12 protein-coding genes are annotated in these 16821 nt (G+C 38.1%); 4 read left to right on the forward strand and 8 right to left on the reverse strand.

The genetic code is table 11. The annotated features are described in order from the left end of the window. The first annotated feature begins 461 nt into the window (after positions 1-461). Positions 462-2003, forward strand: coding sequence for a site-2 protease family protein (locus IQ215_RS09755; RefSeq protein ID WP_193801120.1), 1542 nt, complete (start codon positions 462-464; stop codon positions 2001-2003). A 443-nt stretch (positions 2004-2446) separates the two neighbouring features. On the opposite strand, the gene IQ215_RS09760 is transcribed toward IQ215_RS09755, so the two are convergent. After that, positions 2447-5374 (reverse strand): UPF0182 family protein, encoded by a 2928-nt coding sequence (locus IQ215_RS09760; protein WP_193801121.1) that lies wholly within the window; start codon positions 5372-5374, stop codon positions 2447-2449. Positions 5375-5796: 422 nt separating this feature from the next. Then, entirely contained in the window at positions 5797-8289 is a 2493-nt protein-coding gene (locus IQ215_RS09765; protein WP_193801122.1) for a glycogen/starch/alpha-glucan phosphorylase, read from the reverse strand. 155 nt (positions 8290-8444) lie between these two features. Between IQ215_RS09765 and IQ215_RS09770 the strand changes: the two genes are divergently transcribed. Further along, positions 8445-9134, forward strand: coding sequence for a hypothetical protein (locus tag IQ215_RS09770; protein WP_193801123.1), 690 nt, complete (start codon positions 8445-8447; stop codon positions 9132-9134). 259 nt (positions 9135-9393) lie between these two features. Here the strand turns inward: IQ215_RS09770 and IQ215_RS09775 are convergent, their stop codons facing one another. Genes IQ215_RS09775 through sufR form a run of 3 tightly spaced genes read right to left on the reverse strand, consistent with a single transcriptional unit; the run spans position 9394 to position 11741 of the window. Then, positions 9394-10758 (reverse strand): aldehyde dehydrogenase family protein, encoded by a 1365-nt coding sequence (locus IQ215_RS09775; protein ID WP_193801132.1) that lies wholly within the window; start codon positions 10756-10758, stop codon positions 9394-9396. 59 nt (positions 10759-10817) lie between these two features. Then, on the reverse strand, positions 10818-11066 hold the full coding sequence (locus IQ215_RS09780) for a hypothetical protein (protein WP_193801124.1): 249 nt from the start codon (positions 11064-11066) through the stop codon (positions 10818-10820). Between the two features lie 33 nt (positions 11067-11099). Continuing rightward, the gene (gene sufR / locus IQ215_RS09785) at positions 11100-11741 is read right to left on the reverse strand and encodes an iron-sulfur cluster biosynthesis transcriptional regulator SufR (RefSeq protein WP_193801125.1); all 642 of its coding nucleotides are present in this window, start codon (positions 11739-11741) and stop codon (positions 11100-11102) included. A 118-nt stretch (positions 11742-11859) separates the two neighbouring features. Between sufR and IQ215_RS09790 the strand changes: the two genes are divergently transcribed. Both IQ215_RS09790 and IQ215_RS09795 read left to right on the forward strand, forming a co-directional pair. Continuing rightward, a complete protein-coding gene (locus IQ215_RS09790) occupies positions 11860-12771 on the forward strand; it encodes a glycosyltransferase family 2 protein (RefSeq protein WP_193801126.1) in 912 nt (303 codons plus the stop codon). 54 nt (positions 12772-12825) lie between these two features. Then, on the forward strand, positions 12826-14319 hold the full coding sequence (locus IQ215_RS09795) for a family 10 glycosylhydrolase (RefSeq protein ID WP_241735299.1): 1494 nt from the start codon (positions 12826-12828) through the stop codon (positions 14317-14319). Positions 14320-14661: 342 nt separating this feature from the next. Here IQ215_RS09795 and IQ215_RS09800 read toward each other — a convergent pair whose 3' ends face one another. The 3 genes from IQ215_RS09800 to IQ215_RS09810 all read right to left on the reverse strand — a co-directional run. After that, positions 14662-15009 carry a DUF1622 domain-containing protein gene (locus IQ215_RS09800; protein ID WP_193801127.1) on the reverse strand — a complete coding sequence of 116 codons (348 nt, stop codon included), beginning with the start codon at positions 15007-15009 and terminating at the stop codon, positions 14662-14664. Beyond that, positions 14991-15620, reverse strand: a complete 630-nt coding sequence (gene tmk, locus IQ215_RS09805) for a dTMP kinase (protein WP_193801128.1) — start codon at positions 15618-15620, stop codon at positions 14991-14993. Before tmk ends, IQ215_RS09800 begins: the two co-directional genes overlap by 19 nt. A gap of 53 nt (positions 15621-15673) precedes the next feature. Beyond that, positions 15674-16821, reverse strand: a 1148-nt coding sequence (locus IQ215_RS09810; protein ID WP_193801129.1) for a single-stranded-DNA-specific exonuclease RecJ, incomplete at its 5' end; no start/stop codon positions are given.

A 16821-nucleotide genomic window follows, 5' to 3' on the forward strand; every position in this document is an offset into this window, starting at 1 on the left:
AATAGTTTTGGTAGTCAAAATATATTTCATACTAAATCCTGTTTCAATAATATACTAATTAGAGTGGGGAACAGGCAACAGATAAAAGATAATAATTATTTATTATCAATTGTTACACGGTGGATAATAGTAAACCTTAAAAATCGGATTTGGTATCACATTGTAATTAAGCAACATCACACCTCTAACTTACACTGCAAAACTTGTGCTACTCATAACCCGTTATCCCGAATTGAGGTTACATAACTTGATTTCGATACAAAAATCTTTAGTCTTGCGTGAGGGAAATCAGAGGCAAAGAATTGACAATGAACCATGGACAATTGACAATTATTTAAGATGATCATAAATCCAAATCAAAAAACTATTGCCCTTTGCTCTCTACCTTCTGCTGAACAATTCTTTTTTGGTAACAATATAACAGGAATCATTTGCTCACAATTAAAGATAATTTATCCATAATGTTAGATTTACCCGAAAACTTTTTTATTTTCGCCATAGGTGCGATCGCCCTTATAATCCTAGCTTGGGGTTACAATCGAGGCAAACAATTGGGAGAAATAGGAATCCTTGCATGGTTACAATCCGTCTCATTAATGACTCCTTGGCTACTATTCTTCATTTTTCTAGCCACAGGAATTTATATCAACCTCATCGGCATTACCCTACTACTAATACTATCTGCCGCACTATATATCTATCTAGGCAAACAAATCAGAAAAAAAGCCCTCGAACAAAACATTAACTCCATCAACTTCAATAACATAATCTTAAAAACAGAAAAAGAAAACACAGAAAAAGAAAACAACAACCCAGAAAAACCCCTAGTTACCGACAACAATAACTCATCATTCCGTAATCAAGTTCCAGAACCAAACTTCACCCCCATCGACGAAGAAGACATTAAAATAATAAAAGGCATATTCAGCATCGATACCTTTTTTAGCACCGAAACCATTCCCTATCAAGAAGGGGCTATATTCAAAGGTAATCTACGAACCGAAGCCGACATTGCCCATGAAAGACTAACCCAAAAATTAACCGAAAAACTAGGAGAAAAATATCGCCTCTTTTTAGTAGAAACCCCCGACGGCAAACCCGTAGTCATAATTTTACCCAGTAGTAACGATCCCAAACCCCTTACCCTCGTACAAAAAAACCTTGCCTTAGTGCTATTAGTAGCCACCGCCTTCACTTCCATTGAAGCCATCAGTATCCTATTAGGATTTGACTTAATCGATAATTGGAATCGCTATCCAGAATCCCTGCCCCTTACCCTTGGACTGTGGTTAATTCTTTTCGTCCATGAAATGGGACATCGCATCATGGCAGAAAAACATAACATTAAAATCAGTTTACCCTTCCTATTACCTAACATTCAGATAGGGACTTTTGGGGCTATCACTCGCTTTGAGAGCTTAATTCCTAACCGTAGTGTCTTATTTGACATCGCCTTTGCCGGGCCTGCCCTAGGGGGTGCATTATCATTAGTCATGCTTTTCCTTGGCTTAATTATGTCGGGGGGAAACAATGCCCTAGAAATTCCCACCCTCTTTTTTCAGGGTTCAATTTTAGTGGGTGGTTTAGCAAAATTAATTCTTGGCTCTAGCTTATCCAATCAAACCATAGGCATTCATCCTCTGATGATTTTAGGTTGGTTAGGATTAGTTATTACTGCTCTTAATTGTTTACCTGCGGGGCAATTAGACGGAGGTAGAATTGTTCAAGCTATCTATGGTCGTAAAATCGCTCGACGAGCCACCATCATCACCTTAATTGTCCTAGGTATTGTTAGTTTATTCAATACGGTTAATTCTTTACCTTTTTATTGGGCAATTATTATTTTATTTTTACAAAGAGATTTAGAGCGTCCAAGTTTAAATGAATTAACCGAACCCGATGACACTCGAGCCGGTTGGGGTTTATTACTCATTTTTGTGGCTTTAATTACCCTGATTCCCATTACTCCTAGTTTAGCCATTCGGTTTGGCATTGGTATTTAATTTGGGTTTGGGATAAAATTTATAGTCTTGTAAAAAAGGTGTCAGGTATCGGGTATCAGGTGTCAGGTTAAGAAGTTTACAAAAACTATATGTTAACTAGAGTTAGGAATAACATTTTTAGCTTTTTAAGGGTATGAAGAATTCACCATGGACAATGAATAATTAACAAACTATGACCTACCTGCAACCAAAAGCCTGTACGGACGTACCATGGTACGTCCCCTACCATATAAAACAACTCTTATCCCGAACTCAGGTTAAACTAAAAATCATGCCTTAATTCACCAACATAGTTCAATTTATTGAACGAACTACCATTAGCCGTGTAATTCATTACACGGTGGGTGAAGATATAATCTATTCATAACGAATTAAAAGAACTTGATATTAAACCTGTAACCTGCAACCAGTCACCTAAAACCTAACAATAACTTTCGGGATAATTATTCTATGCCCAATTCCCGTAAAGGTCTGATAATGGTTGATGGGGAAGTGTCTTCAGGAGAGGCAAAAACACCATCGATCGCCTCTTGGAGACTATTTGCCATGACAATGCGATTATCATAGACCACAATTACCCTAGTCAGAGCAGGAATACTATTTTGGTCTGCTTCTAGGTAAACGGGTTCAACATATAATAAAGATTGTTCGATGGGAATTACTAATAAATTACCCTGGATAGCCTTTGAACCCTGACGATTCCAGAGGGAGATTTGCCCTGAAATTAGGGGATCTTGGTTTATTAAAGCCTCAATTTGATCTGGGCCAAATACTAACTCTTGTTTCGGGAATTGATATAGCAGTAATTTACCATAGTTTTCTCCGTCACTCCTGGCGGCTAACCATGCAATGAGGTTAGGACGAGATATGGGGGTGTAGGGATGTAATAATATAAATTCTTCTTGATCGGCAATGGGTAATTTCATGATCAAATAATAGGGATTAATGGATAATGCCTCATCGCCATAAATTTCCTCGGGTATTTGCCATTGGTCTTCTCTGTTATAAAATACTTGGGTATTTTGCACATGGTAAGTGAGTAGTCTTTCGGATTGGGTACTAAATAAATCGATGGGGTAGCGGATATGTTCGATTAAGTCCGAGGGCATATTTTCTAAGGGTTGGAATAACTCAGGAAATATTTTTTTCCAAGAACGAATGAGGGGATCTTTTTCTTCACTAATATAAAAAGTAGTTCGTCCGTTATAGGCATCCACTAAGACTTTTACTGAGTTACGAATGTAGTTAAATTGATTTTCTCCAGGATCTGAATAGGGGTAGTAGTTAGAGATGGTATAGGCATCAATGAGCCAATAGAGGTGGTTGGAGTCGTCGGGTTGCCCGTCTGCTACCACTAAATAAGGATCTCGATCATAGTAAAGGAAAGGGGCGATCGCCTTTATTCGTTCATTAATATTACGACGAAATAAAATACGACTCTCAGGGGTAAAATTATCGGTGAGTAACATCCGCCAATCCCGCAAATGAACCGCAAAAGCAAATTTATTCCAAGGGTTAGCAATATTAATCCCAGCTAAACCCCCATAGGTTGTACTAAAATTCTCCTCGGCGCTAGGAAAATCAAACTCAGGAAATTTCGTGTTAGTCATCACATAAGTATTAGTTAATTCCCCAAAATAAATACGAGGACGCACCACCGGCAAACTCTCACGAATGGCAGGGGAAGAAACCCTTAATTCTCCTGGGTCTAATTCTGAACCAATATCACTGATAAAATAGAATGGTAAGCCCCCCTGTTGTACCCTATTGACGGGAGACATGGTAAAACCATAACCATGGGTATAGGTTAAATGCTCGTTTACCCAAGTTTTCGCCTGTTCGGGTACTAATTCATAATCTAATTCCCTAGGGGCAACAATTACTTGAGTATAATCGCTGTTTCCTTGGTCATTTTTGATATTGTAGCGATCAATATCTGCATCAGGAAAAACATAGTAAGGTCTAATTTGTTGTAATTGTCGATTAGCTTCGAGAATGGGACGGCTATCCCATAAGCGTATATTATCAATGGTAAGGTTATTTTCCTGAATATCTTCTAGGGTAAGAGAGCCATCGGGGTTAAATGTTCTAACATCAATTTCATCTAAATTAAAAGCCGCTCTTGTTTGTTGAATATTTCTCTCGATGTAAGTTTGTTCTAAGTCAAACTCGTTGGGTTGTACGATGGTATTTTGGAAAATTTCAGCAACTCCCAAGCCTCCACCATAAAAAACAACGTAACAGATAAAGGGTAATAAGGAAAAGGGTAAGCCTTTTTTATTTTTATTCTCTTTGCCATAACCCGTGACAGATTTTATTAACAACCAAATGCCAATACCTAGAGCTATGATTGCCCCTGTGGTTTCTAAGGGTAAATTGATATTGATGTCGGTATAACCTGCACCGTAAACTACCCCCCTCTTGGAAAATACCAACCCATAACGATTTAACCAATGAATAATCGCAATGGTGAACATTAAACCGCTCAATAATATATATATATGCCTTAGTTGATAACGGGATAGTCCTTTAAATTCTCCCTCGCTGATACTGCGATTACTGATTAAGTAAATGATTAAACTAGCACTAATACTATAAAAAAATAGTCCTTGTATCCAAATATCTATAATCTGTATAAAGGGTAATTTAAAAATATAAAAACTAATTTCATGATTAAATAATGGCTCAGTTTTACCAAAATCCACGCTATTGAAAAACTGCAAAAATTTAATCCAATAACCAGAGTTAATTAGAGCGAAAATCACACTAGCATAAAAAGCAGTAAAAGTCAACCAAAATCTTGTTTTAGTTAATAATAAAATAACGATAGTAAGAACTATCATACCTTGCCAAATGGTGGTGGATATATTGCCAAGGAGATGGGCGATCGCCCCTAGACGAAAAGGAGACTCTAGCCGTGGTTGTACATTGGGTAAATTAATACTTAACATCCATGCTTGGTTAGCTGTTTGAGTATAAAAAATGATACTTAAACCCACCGCTAAACTAAACATAATCAACAAAAACAACAGAGATTTTAAGCCTAAAGGAGAAGATTGGGGAGCAAATTTTTCTAACTTATGTCGCTTATATAATTGTTGATGATCTACTTGTTTATTAGTAATTACAATATTAGTTAAAAGGAAGAATAAAGAAATAGAAAAAGTTCCTAGTCCTAATAATAGTTTAGTTTTAAATTGAGTCCAAAAAGTTTCTAAATAACCTAACTTATCAAACCAAAGAATCTCCACTCCTAAACGACTTATTCCGATAATGCTCAACCATCCAATCATCACTAAAGACAAAAGAGTAATAATAATTTTATGGTTAAAAATAATTAATTTAGTGGGGCTTTTATATACCTGTGCCATGGGGAAAAATTGACAATGAACAATGGATAATTGACAATTAATTTTTTATAAATAATTATTAAATTAATTTGGGAAATAGTTTATTTAACTAAAGGTAAATTTAAGAGATACAACTTATTCATCATAACAAATCCAATGTGAAAAGTTGATCATTACTCGTCTTGCAATGAATTACAATAACAGTTTATCGTTCGATTAATTAAACTAAAATATATTTTTATTAATTAGTTTATTATTACATTTTTTGTGATAAATTTTATGAACTTAATCCTATCACAAATTTTATTAGAAAAATTGCCAACAAAAACCCCCTAGCCTTAGCCAAGGGGATTTGAATAACTGAAAAATACCTAGATAATAAGTAATTAAGAGTAATTTTGATATTGTTAACTATAATCACTTATTATCTTCCATTAAAAAAACTATTTTAATTCTACATTAACCGCATCCACATCCCAGATTTCTTTACAATATTCCCTGATGGTGCGATCGCTCGAAAACTTAGCCATACGGGCGCTGTTAAGGATAGACATTCTTGTCCATTTTTCTTGATCCTTATAAGCCTCAGCAACCTTATTTTGACAATCCACATAGGCAGCAAAATCAGCCATGAGCATATATTGATCATTATAAAGTAAATAATCGACAATAGGCTTAAACAAGTCACGATTACCATGGCTAAAATAACCATCCCGAATACGATTAACCACTTGGGCTAACTCAGGATTTTCCTCATAATAATCCATGGGATTATAACCATTTGCTTTATACTCAGACACTTCCTCAGCAGTCAAACCAAACAAGAAGAAATTTTCTGCCCCTGCTTCCTGACGGATTTCAATGTTAGCACCATCTAAAGTACCAATGGTTAAAGAGCCATTCATGGCAAATTTCATATTACCAGTACCGGAAGCCTCTTTTCCTGCGGTGGAAATTTGTTCAGATAAATCGGCGGCAGGGTAAATCCTTTGTCCGAGGGAAACGTTAAAGTTAGGTAAAAATACCACCTTAATTCTACCCCGCACATCGGGATCTTTATTGACGACATCTGCTACGCTGTTAATTAACTTGATGACGAGTTTAGCCATGAAGTAACCGGGTGCGGCTTTACCACCAAAAATAAAGGTACGGGGTACAACTTCCACATCGGGATTTTCTTTAATTTTGTTGTATAGGGCGATGATATTTAACACCGCTAAATGTTGGCGTTTATATTCATGGATACGTTTTACTTGTACATCAAAAATGGAATCAACGTTAATTTCGATGCCCTGCTTTCTGAAGATATATTCTGCTAATCTTTGTTTATTGACTCTTTTGATGGAGCGCCAGCGATCGCAAAAATCTTTATCATCCACATACTTTTCTAAACCTTGCATCATGGTTAAGTCTTTTAACCAACCATCACCGACTTTTTCGGTAATTAACTTAGAAAGTTCGGGGTTACTGAGTAAAATCCAACGACGGGGAGTTACTCCATTGGTTTTGTTGTAGAATTTCTCGGGCCAGAGGAAGGCAAAGGCGCGCAGGGTTTCTTTTTGTAATAACTCGGTATGGAGGGCGGCAACCCCATTAATGGCATGGCTACCCACACAGGCAAGGTGTGCCATACGTACTTTTTGTTCTGAACCTTCTTCGATGAGGGATACTTGTTCTAGTAATTCCTCATTGTCGGGATACCATGTGCGCACATCTTCAAGGAAACGATGGTTAATTTCAAAGATGATTTCTAGGTGACGGGGTAAAAGTTTTTTGAATAGGCTTACTGACCATTTTTCCAATGCTTCGGGCAAGAGAGTATGGTTAGTGTAGGCAAGGGTTTTTTGGGTAATATACCAAGATTTATCCCAATCCATGGCGTGTTCATCCACAAATAAGCGCATCAATTCGGCTACGGCCACGGCAGGATGGGTGTCGTTAAGTTGGATGGCGACTTTTTCATGGAAGTTGTCAAGGGTTTGGTTTCTACCTAAATGACGTTTGACTAAGTCTTGGAGGGAGGCGGAAACGAAGAAATATTGTTGAGCTAGTCTTAGTTCTCTCCCTGCGGGGGTATTGTCGTTGGGGTACAATACTTTGGAGATGGTTTCGGAGTTGATTTTTTCTTCTACGGCACGGTCATAATTTCCTGCGTTGAAGGCTTCAAAGTTAAACTCTTCACTGGCTTCAGCTTTCCAGAGGCGCAGGGGGTTTACGGTGTTGGTTTTGAAACCGGGTACGGGGGTATCGTGGGGGATGGCAACTACGGTGCGATCGGGTATCCAAGATACTCTACAGTTACCTTTAGAGTCGCAGTAGGGCTGGGTGTAGCCTCCTAGTTTAACTTCGATGGTTTCGTTAGGACGAGCAATTTCCCAAGGATTGCCAAATCTAAGCCAGTTGTCGGGTACTTCTGCTTGCCAACCGTCTCTAATGAGTTGATGGAAAATACCGAATTCGTAGCGGATGCCGTAGCCAATGGCGGGTATTTCTAAACTGGCGAGGGAGTCGAGGAAACAGGCTGCTAGTCTTCCTAAACCACCGTTACCAAGACCTGGATCTGGTTCTTGTTCTAATAATTCTTCTAAGTCGAGGTCTAATTCTTTGATTACTTGTTCTACTTCATGGTAAATGTCTAGGTTAACTAGGTTGTTGCCTAGGTGTCTGCCCATGAGAAATTCGGCGGATAGGTAACATACTGTTTTGCTGTTGTTTTCTCTATAGGTTTCAAGGGTTTTGAGAAAACGATGGAGTAGTCTATCTCTGATGGTGTAGGCAAGGGCTACGTAGTAGTCATATTTAGATGCTTTGTTCTGGTTGACTCCTTGGATATAGAAGAGGTTGTCTAAAAACGCCTGTTTGAGGGTTTCTGGACTCATGCCGGTGCGATCGTCTTCTACTTTAAGATTATTTTTGGATATTGTTGTCTCTACCATACTGATTTTTTATACTTCTATACTGTTAAGGTTATACGATTTTTTATGGATATTGCTATTTTTCTGGAAATGCCTGTAATGGTTTTTGCTCAAAGGGTTAAAATAGTATTAACTTTTATGAAGTTTATTAATAAAACTGTTTATTTTTTTCGGTAATGCCTTTTTTTAAACCACAACAACCTATTTTGCAAAGAAAGCCTATATCTAGGGAGGATGATGATTTTAATGCCATGCGCCCTTGGCGATTTAATCCTTATCCTTGGCTTCCTTTATGTGGTGTTTATACTTGTATTGATCAAAGTATGGTTTTGTGGGGTTTGATTTCTGGGTTAATTTTTCTTGTGGCTCAATTTTGCCCTTTTAGTTGGGTTGATCAGGCGATCGCATGGTCTATTTTGACGATAATTGGTACGGGAATCATGGTCGCTTTAACTTATGGTTGGACTGTGATGGAAAGGCTTTCATGGCTTTTATATACTTGGGTGGGGTTAATGGTTTTAGGTATGGTGATGACGGATGTGGCGATCGCCCTTGGTTGGGGTTGGTTACTGGGGCATTTATGTAGTTTTTGGCTTTTGATTAGTGCGGTGGGCTATCTTATAACTGGTTTTGCGGTGCGCTCACGGGCTTTTTTCCTCGCAACGGCTATCCATGGGGGAGCGGTTTTATTTTTACCCTATGTTATGGGGTGGCAATTCTTATTTACAGGATTGATAATGATGAGTAATTTATTAATTTTTGCTGAAGGACATTGGGATATGATTTTACCTAAGGAAAGGTTTATTTTAGTCAAGAAAAAAAGTCAAGGTCTGAACATTGATTCTAAGTTAATTCTCGACAATTAGGCAGGGAGGAATGATTTAAAATGAATAATGAAACTATTATCACCCACACTCTTCATTTCCTTAATATCAAGTTCGGACAATTCGTTATAAATAGATTGTATCTTCGTTCATCGTGTAATGAATTATACCCAATCCGATTTAAAAAATATATCATCACTCCCCTTGCAATGAATTACAAGGCTAACAGTTTATCGTTCAATAAATTGAACTATCATCACCCCTACTCCCTATCTCCTAAACACCTGCAACCAATATGGAGTTATTTTTGCCAAATGGTTTTAATATTGACAAATTCTCGAATACCTTCAACGCTCAATTCTCGTCCATAACCAGAACGTTTGATACCTCCAAAGGGTAAACGAACATCGGATTTTACCATATCGTTAATGAATAGGCTTCCTGCTTCAATGTCTCGGATACAACGTTCGATATTTTTCTCATTTTGTGTCCAAACACAAGCCCCCAATCCTAAGGAAGTGTTATTGGCAAGGGCGATCGCCCTTTGAACATCTTTAACGGTAAATAAGAGAGCTACAGGGCCAAAAAATTCCTCTGTCATGGCGGGAGAATCTTCGGGAATATTGGTCAAAATAGTGGGAGGATAAAAATTACCTTTCCCCTGTAAGGGTTTACCACCCATGACAACCCTTGCTCCCATATCAATGGTTTTTTGGACTTGATGATTCAATTCTGCTAAAATTGCAGGGGTAGCCAAAGGGCCAATATCCGTATCTTCTGCCATGGGATCTCCTATTTTCAAGGCTTGGAACTTCTCTAATAATAATTTTTCAAATTTAGGGGCGATCGCCTCTACCACAATAAATCGCTTAGAGGCAATGCAGGATTGACCATTGTTGCGCATCCTCCCTTCCACCGCCACGGTGGCTGCCTCCTCCAAATCAGCATCTTCTAAAACAATAAAAGGATCACTTCCCCCCAACTCCAACACGGATTTTTTTAGCACTTCCCCCGCCACAGAAGCCACTTTCTGCCCCGCCAACTCGCTTCCTGTCAAGGTTACAGCCTTTACCCGATCATCTCTAATCACCTGCTCCACCTGCCCAGACTCTATTAATAGTGATTGAAATACCCCCTTCGCAAATCCTGCTCCTTTAAAAATAGTGGCGATCGCCAAGGCACACTGAGGAACATTAGAAGCGTGTTTTAACAAGGCTACATTCCCCGCCATGAGGGTAGGGGCAGCAAACCGAAAAACTTGCCAAAAAGGAAAATTCCAAGGCATAACCGCCAAAATAACCCCCAATGGTTGATAAGTTACATAGCTATAGGAAGCATCCGTTTCCACCACTCGATCTTTTAAAAAATCCGCTCCATGCTCTGCATAATAACGGCAGACAAGCGCACACTTGTTGACCTCTGCGATCGCACTTTGAAAAGGCTTTCCCATCTCCAAAGTCATCAACCTAGCCCATTCGGGGGCATCATCTTCCAAAATAGTTGCCACCTTCAATAATTTATCTGCCCTTGATTCAAAAGAACTTTTGCGATAGTTTTGGAACGTAGAATCCGCTAAGTCCAATTTATGCTCAATTTCAGTGGCGGTTAAAGCCATGAAGGTTTGAAGGGTTTCTCCAGTGGTGGGGTTAATGGTAGCGATCATGATATTATCTATCCTCAGCAATTTTTAATCCTAACCCCTCGATCTTAACAACAAAGCCCCCATTATTCCCATTTTAGAACTGCCTTATCAATCCCTTCTTCCCGTCTAGTTTTGCTATCTTTTTCCATCCAAGTAATAATCTGTTGGGGGGTTAACTCATCGACGCTTATATCTAAATCCTCGGCGATTTGTTGTAATAATCGTAAAGAAGAAATAGTTAAGCGGGTTAAAAATTTTTCTTGGGAAGTTAACAAAGCCATTTCCACCGCCATAGATTCCTCTTGGCTTAAATATTGTTGATTGTCAATCATGAAAATACCTCAAATAATCACCTTCATTTTATATTACTGATGGGAAATTAAATAACCGCAACGATGTTCCCCATCATAAATCCAATTAGTTCTTTCTACGGTACAATCAGGAAAAAGAGAAGCAAACATTTCTAATTCATGACCACACACTTGGGGATAAGATTGAGCCACATCGGAAATGGCGCAATTATGTTCACTAAGAAAAAACTTCTCACAGTCGGTATCATTCAAACAATATAACTCGGCCATGTAGCCTTCTTGGCGACGAATTTCGGCCAATTGTTTAATTCTTTGTTCGAGGTTTGCCCCTTGCATATGTTGACGATACATGGATGCTTTTTTTTGCCACTGTTTTGCCAAAATTTCCGTTACCTTTTTTTCCCCCACTGTTTCGGCCATGGTATCTAAAAAAGAAACGGCAAAATCACCATAATTTTGAGGAAAAAGATCCCTTCCCTGTTGACTAAGATAATATAAATGTTGAGGACGACCAGATTTAATGGGCATTATTTCATGGTCAATCAAGTTTTGGCTCTCCAAGTCTTTTAGATGTCGTCTAATGGCTTGGGGGCTGATGTCAATGGCTTGGGCTATTTCTTGGGCTGTGGCTTTATCTTTTTTGAGTAAATATTGTAAGATTGTCTCCTTACTTGATTGGTGTAGGGAAATATTCATTGTCCCCCTTTATCTATGGATTATTTATTTTATTATTACTTGTATAACTTATCATTTATTAAAACAACTTTTCTGTTGTTTAAATTTTAGTGTAACAAATTTTTGTGGGGTGGATAGTATGAGTTCTCTTTCTATTAGTGTGGTTATTTGTACTTATAACCGAGAAGCCTATTTAAAAGATGCTTTGAATAGCTTATTAAATCAAGATCTTGAAGATTATGAAATAGTGGTGGTGGATAATGCTTCCACTGATAATACGGCTACCATTGTTAAAGAATTGTTGGGGGATAATCCTCAGTTAAAGTATGTTTATGAACCTACATTGGGATTGTCGGTGGCTAGAAATACTGGGGTAAAATCTACCACTGGTGATATTGTGGCATATTTGGATGACGATGCGATCGCCCCTCCTCAATGGCTTAAAACTCTCTTAAGGGTGTTTGAAAATGATGATCAAGTTGCGATCGCTGGGGGTAAAGTAGATTTAATCTTACCGGAAGGATTTTCGGAGTTACCATCATGGTTATCGGATGATATGGCCATAGCGTTGGGGTTTTATGATTTGGGAGATGAGGTTAAACAAATTGATGATGCGGGTTTGACTCCACGGGGTTTAAACTATTCTTTCCGTCGTAGTTTTTGGCAGGAAGTGGGGGGGTTTGATGTTAAGTTTGATCGGGTAGGGAAGAATTTATTATCTAATGGAGATCTTGTTTTTACTGAGACGGCCATCAGACGTGGGAAAAAGGTGCTATATATCCCCGCTGCGAAGGTTGGGCATAATGTGCAACCGGAAAGATTAACTAAGGCTTGGTTTTTGCGTCGTAGTTGGTGGCAAGGGGTGAGCGAATTTTATCGAGCCAAGGATAAAAATATTAAAAAGTCACAACAATTTTTCAAGGCTTGGGAAAGGATTGCTAGGGGAATATATAAGAGTTTTAAATATTATCAAAATCCTGCGGTACGTTTTGAAAATGTTCTTTACGCTTACGGGCAGTTCGGTTATTTAAAGCATCTCATCACAAAATAAAAACAACCTAAAACCTAATTCCTAACACCTACTTTTCGATGATCTGTTGTTAATATGGTGAAAGTTTTTCTTTCCCGTTGTCATGAACTATTGAGTATGAAAAAGTATCGTTGGTTAGTAGTTACTGTTGCCTTGATTTCCATGGTTTGTCACATGGTTTTTTCTACCCCTGTCATGGGTGCGAATGATGCTTATTGTCGATTTAATCAAAATGAAATTAACCTCAAGACTGAGTTGAGGAATCGTGCCTTTACAAGCAACAATAGTCAGACAATGAGAGAATATCAAGAAGTTGTTCAAAGACATTCACAAATGTTGCGCGATTGTCGTAATCGTAATTGGTTGAAGGAGCAAGGAATTTGGTTGCGGATTTACCCCTGTGATGTGTTAGATGGTTCTATTGAAAAGGTGTTGGATCGTATTGTGGATTTGGGTTATAACACTGTTTATCTGGAGGTTTTTTTTGATGGTCGGGTATTGTTGCCCAAAAATGGTAATAATACGGTGTGGAGAAGTGTGGTAGAGCAACCGGGTTATGAAAATCGAGATTTATATGCGGAAACTTTGCAAAAGGGGCGATCGCGCGGTTTAAAAATGTATGCTTGGTTATTTTCCCTCAATTATGGTTATTCTTATAGTGTTAGGGGCGATCGCACTGATGTTTTAGCGTTAAATGGTAAAGGGGAAAATAGTATTGGTTATGTGGATGATGGCTCTCAAACCTTCGTAGATCCTTATCATCCCGTGGCTAGACAAGATTATCAACGTTTACTCCAAGCGGTGCTACAACGTCGCCCTGATGGGGTTTTGTTTGATTATATTCGCTACCCTAGGGGAGCGGGAACTTATTCTGTGGCTTCTAAGGTAAAGGATTTATGGATTTATGGCAGTGCATCCCGTCAAGCACTTTTAGCAAGGGCGTTAAATAATCAGGGTAGGTGGATTTTACAAAGATACGTTGATCAAGGGTTTATTAATGGTGGTGATTTAGAACAAATGCGAGAGCTTTACCCCAATGAAACTATGCCCCTCTGGCAAGGAAGAAACCCCAATTCTGCCAATAATTTATCGGCTTTGCAATTGGATTTATGGTATTTTACCGTTGCCCATGCGGCCCAAGGGGTAATTGAGTTTCTTAATTTTGCGGTAAATCAGGTACGGCAAATGGGCATTCCCGCCGGGGCAGTATTTTTCCCAGAAGGTAATCAACCCGTGGGGGAAATTGGTTTTGATTCTCGGGTACAACCTTGGGATAATTTTCCCCATAGTTTACCAGAATTTCATCCTATGTCCTATGCGCTTTGTGGCAGTGCTAGTTGTATTGCTCAACAGGTGCAAACGGTGGCCGATGAGATTCCCAATGTTAGTAATGTTAAACCTGTTTTAGCTGGTTTTTGGGGCAGAAGTGAGGGGCAACGTCCTTCCCTTGAGGTTCAAATGGAGGGCATTAGACAGGCTAACAGGGGTATTATTTCTATTAGTCATTTTGCCTATTCTTGGCTTGAACCTGAGCATACCAGAGAGCGTCGCCGTAGTTGTAATTTTTAGGCAGATAATATCAAGTCCGCTGGATCACTTACAAATTAGTAATATCTTATACTAAATACTGTTTCAATAATATACTAATTAGAGTGGGGAACAGGGAACGGGGAACAGGCAACAGAAAAAAGATAATAATTGTTTATTGTCAACTGTGGCAAGTGGATGATAGTAAATCTTATATGAAATACTTAAATGTTTGCGACAAATAAAGCCTTTAAAATGACATCCCAGCCGAATTATATTTATAGCAATCTTTTTTATATTTCATATTAATTGTTTACACGGTGGAGCGACTGCAAAAATGCAATCTATCCATAACGCATTATCCGAACTTGATACAAATCATAATTATTCGTGTAGTTTTCCTTCTAATTCTTTGGTTAGGAAATAGTTTAAGGCGGTACGAACGATCGCAATTATCACCAGTTTTGCAAGGGAGGTAAAATCGGAACTAAGGGTAGTGGCGACTATATCTGCTCCTAATTGAAATTCGAGGGCCAAGACTAACCACATACCAAATTCTAGTCTAATTTTGCTAAATCCATGGGGACGGTGGTGGAATTTGTAAGAGATGGATAGTTTTATGGTTTTGATTAATCCCCATAATATACATATAAGGGCGATCGCCTCTAGGACTAATTTAAAAAGATTGGCAAAAATATATAATCCTGTTTCAATTAGTTCGATAAGTTCCATTTTTCCAGATAATTAATAATCTCTCCATGAATTTTTTGAGGATTTTCCCTAGCATCAATTTTTAACATTTTGTGAGGATAGTTAGCAAATATTTCTTGAAATCTTTCCCTTACTTTTATTAATTTTTCTTTGGTTTCATATATTTCTTTTAAGGGGCGATCGCACATTCTTTCTAAAGCTAAATCCACAGGAATATCGAGATAAATTACTAAATCAGGGGGCGGAAATTTTTGATTTAAAAGACAAATAAAATCGTAATCTTTTTCATTTTTACCATTATAAGCAAGGGATGAAAAATAATATCTGGTACTAATTACATGAATATTTTTTGACCTTAAACTATAAACTCCATTAAAGTTATTATATAAATGGTAATGGCGATCAGCCGCAAATAAATAAGCCATTTGCTGATCATATAAGTCTTGATTATTAAAATCATTTCTACCCCCTAAAAACTCCCTTAATAACTTACCAATCGGGCCATCGGAAGGCTCTGGACTAATAATAGATTTTTGATTTATCTGAGTAAAATAATTTTGTAAAAGTTGCGCCTGGGTTGAGCTTCCCGCCCCGTCAACTCCTTCAAATACAATAAATAATCCCTTGGACATTTTAATAAAAATAACTCTTTAGTAATTGTCCATTGTCCATTGTCCATTGTCAATTACCTAAACCCTTGAATATCTAGTTGTACAGTTTTTTCTCCTCGCCATTCATTAACAGACAACTTATAAGCAATATCAATATTAGGAGGTAAAGGATAATAACAACTTTTATTCCAAGCAATACATTTTAATTTTGCCCCTGACTCATCTTGAACTGTTAATTGTAAATGTTCTCCACAGCGAGTTTTTCTTTGTTCAATAACCGTAACATCGGGTGTCCAAAAAATAGGATAATCATTCTCTATACCCCAAGGATAAAGACTTTCAATTTCTTTTATTAAATCAAAATTAGCATCATAAAAACTAATTTGTCCATCAATTTTAAGTAAAGGTTTGAGATGTTCTGGGGATAATAATTTATGGCTAAATTCCCTTAACCTCTCTTTAATTAAATCGATATTTTTAGTTTCAAAACCAAATCCCCCTGCGGCCTTATGTCCCCCATATTTTAATAATAAATCATCACAATATTGCAGGGCTTCAAAGATATTATATTCCTCTATTCCCCTAGCTGAACCTCGAATATATTTCTTCTCCTCATCCTCATAGGTAGCAATAAAAACAGGTACTCCATAACGCTCCACCAAACGGGAGGCAACGATACCAATTATCCCATGATGCCAGTGTTCTCCGATTAGTAATAAGAAGCGATCGCCCTTATAATTTATACCACCTTCCTCAATTGAAGCAATGGCATCCTTTTGAACCTGAGTACATAAATCCTGCCTTTTTTGATTAACACTGTGACACTCCTTAGCTCTGTTAAGGGCGATGGTTTTATCTTCGGTGGTAAGTAACTCAATGACAATTTGAGGGTCCCCAATACGCCCAATGGCGTTAATTCTAGGGCCTAATTTAAAACCTATATCCTCAGAATTGAGAGTTTTTTTCTTCTTATCAACCCCCCCCACCTCAACCAGGGCTTGAATACCCAAAATTTGGGGTTCTGCCAATCGTTTCAAGCCTCTTTTGAGCCAACGGCGGTTAACCCCCGTCAGAGGTGCTAAATCGGCAATGGTACCGAGGGTAAAAAGTTCTAGCAATTGCCTTGTTAAGCCCTCTAGTTGCCCCTGTTTTTGAGCGAGGGTAACCCCTAACACATAGGCTACTCCCACCCCAGCCAAGCCTTTGTAGGGGGAATTTAGGG

Source organism: Cyanobacterium stanieri LEGE 03274, assembly GCF_015207825.1.
In the GTDB taxonomy this organism is placed as follows: Bacteria; Cyanobacteriota; Cyanobacteriia; order Cyanobacteriales; family Cyanobacteriaceae; genus Cyanobacterium; species Cyanobacterium stanieri_B.

Bases quoted from the DNA above. Each gene is read 5' to 3' on its own strand.
- IQ215_RS09790 (WP_193801126.1), top strand. From the start codon at position 11,860: ATGAGTTCTCTTTCTATTAGTGTGGTTATTTGTACTTATAACCGAGAA.
- IQ215_RS09760 (WP_193801121.1), bottom strand. From the start codon at position 5,374: ATGGCACAGGTATATAAAAGCCCCACTAAATTAATTATTTTTAACCAT.
- tmk (WP_193801128.1), bottom strand. From the start codon at position 15,620: ATGTCCAAGGGATTATTTATTGTATTTGAAGGAGTTGACGGGGCGGGA.
- sufR (WP_193801125.1), bottom strand. From the start codon at position 11,741: ATGAATATTTCCCTACACCAATCAAGTAAGGAGACAATCTTACAATAT.
- IQ215_RS09795 (WP_241735299.1), top strand. From the start codon at position 12,826: ATGGTGAAAGTTTTTCTTTCCCGTTGTCATGAACTATTGAGTATGAAA.
- IQ215_RS09765 (WP_193801122.1), bottom strand. From the start codon at position 8,289: ATGGTAGAGACAACAATATCCAAAAATAATCTTAAAGTAGAAGACGAT.
- IQ215_RS09800 (WP_193801127.1), bottom strand. From the start codon at position 15,009: ATGGAACTTATCGAACTAATTGAAACAGGATTATATATTTTTGCCAAT.
- IQ215_RS09780 (WP_193801124.1), bottom strand. From the start codon at position 11,066: ATGATTGACAATCAACAATATTTAAGCCAAGAGGAATCTATGGCGGTG.
- IQ215_RS09755 (WP_193801120.1), top strand. From the start codon at position 462: ATGTTAGATTTACCCGAAAACTTTTTTATTTTCGCCATAGGTGCGATC.
- IQ215_RS09770 (WP_193801123.1), top strand. From the start codon at position 8,445: ATGCCTTTTTTTAAACCACAACAACCTATTTTGCAAAGAAAGCCTATA.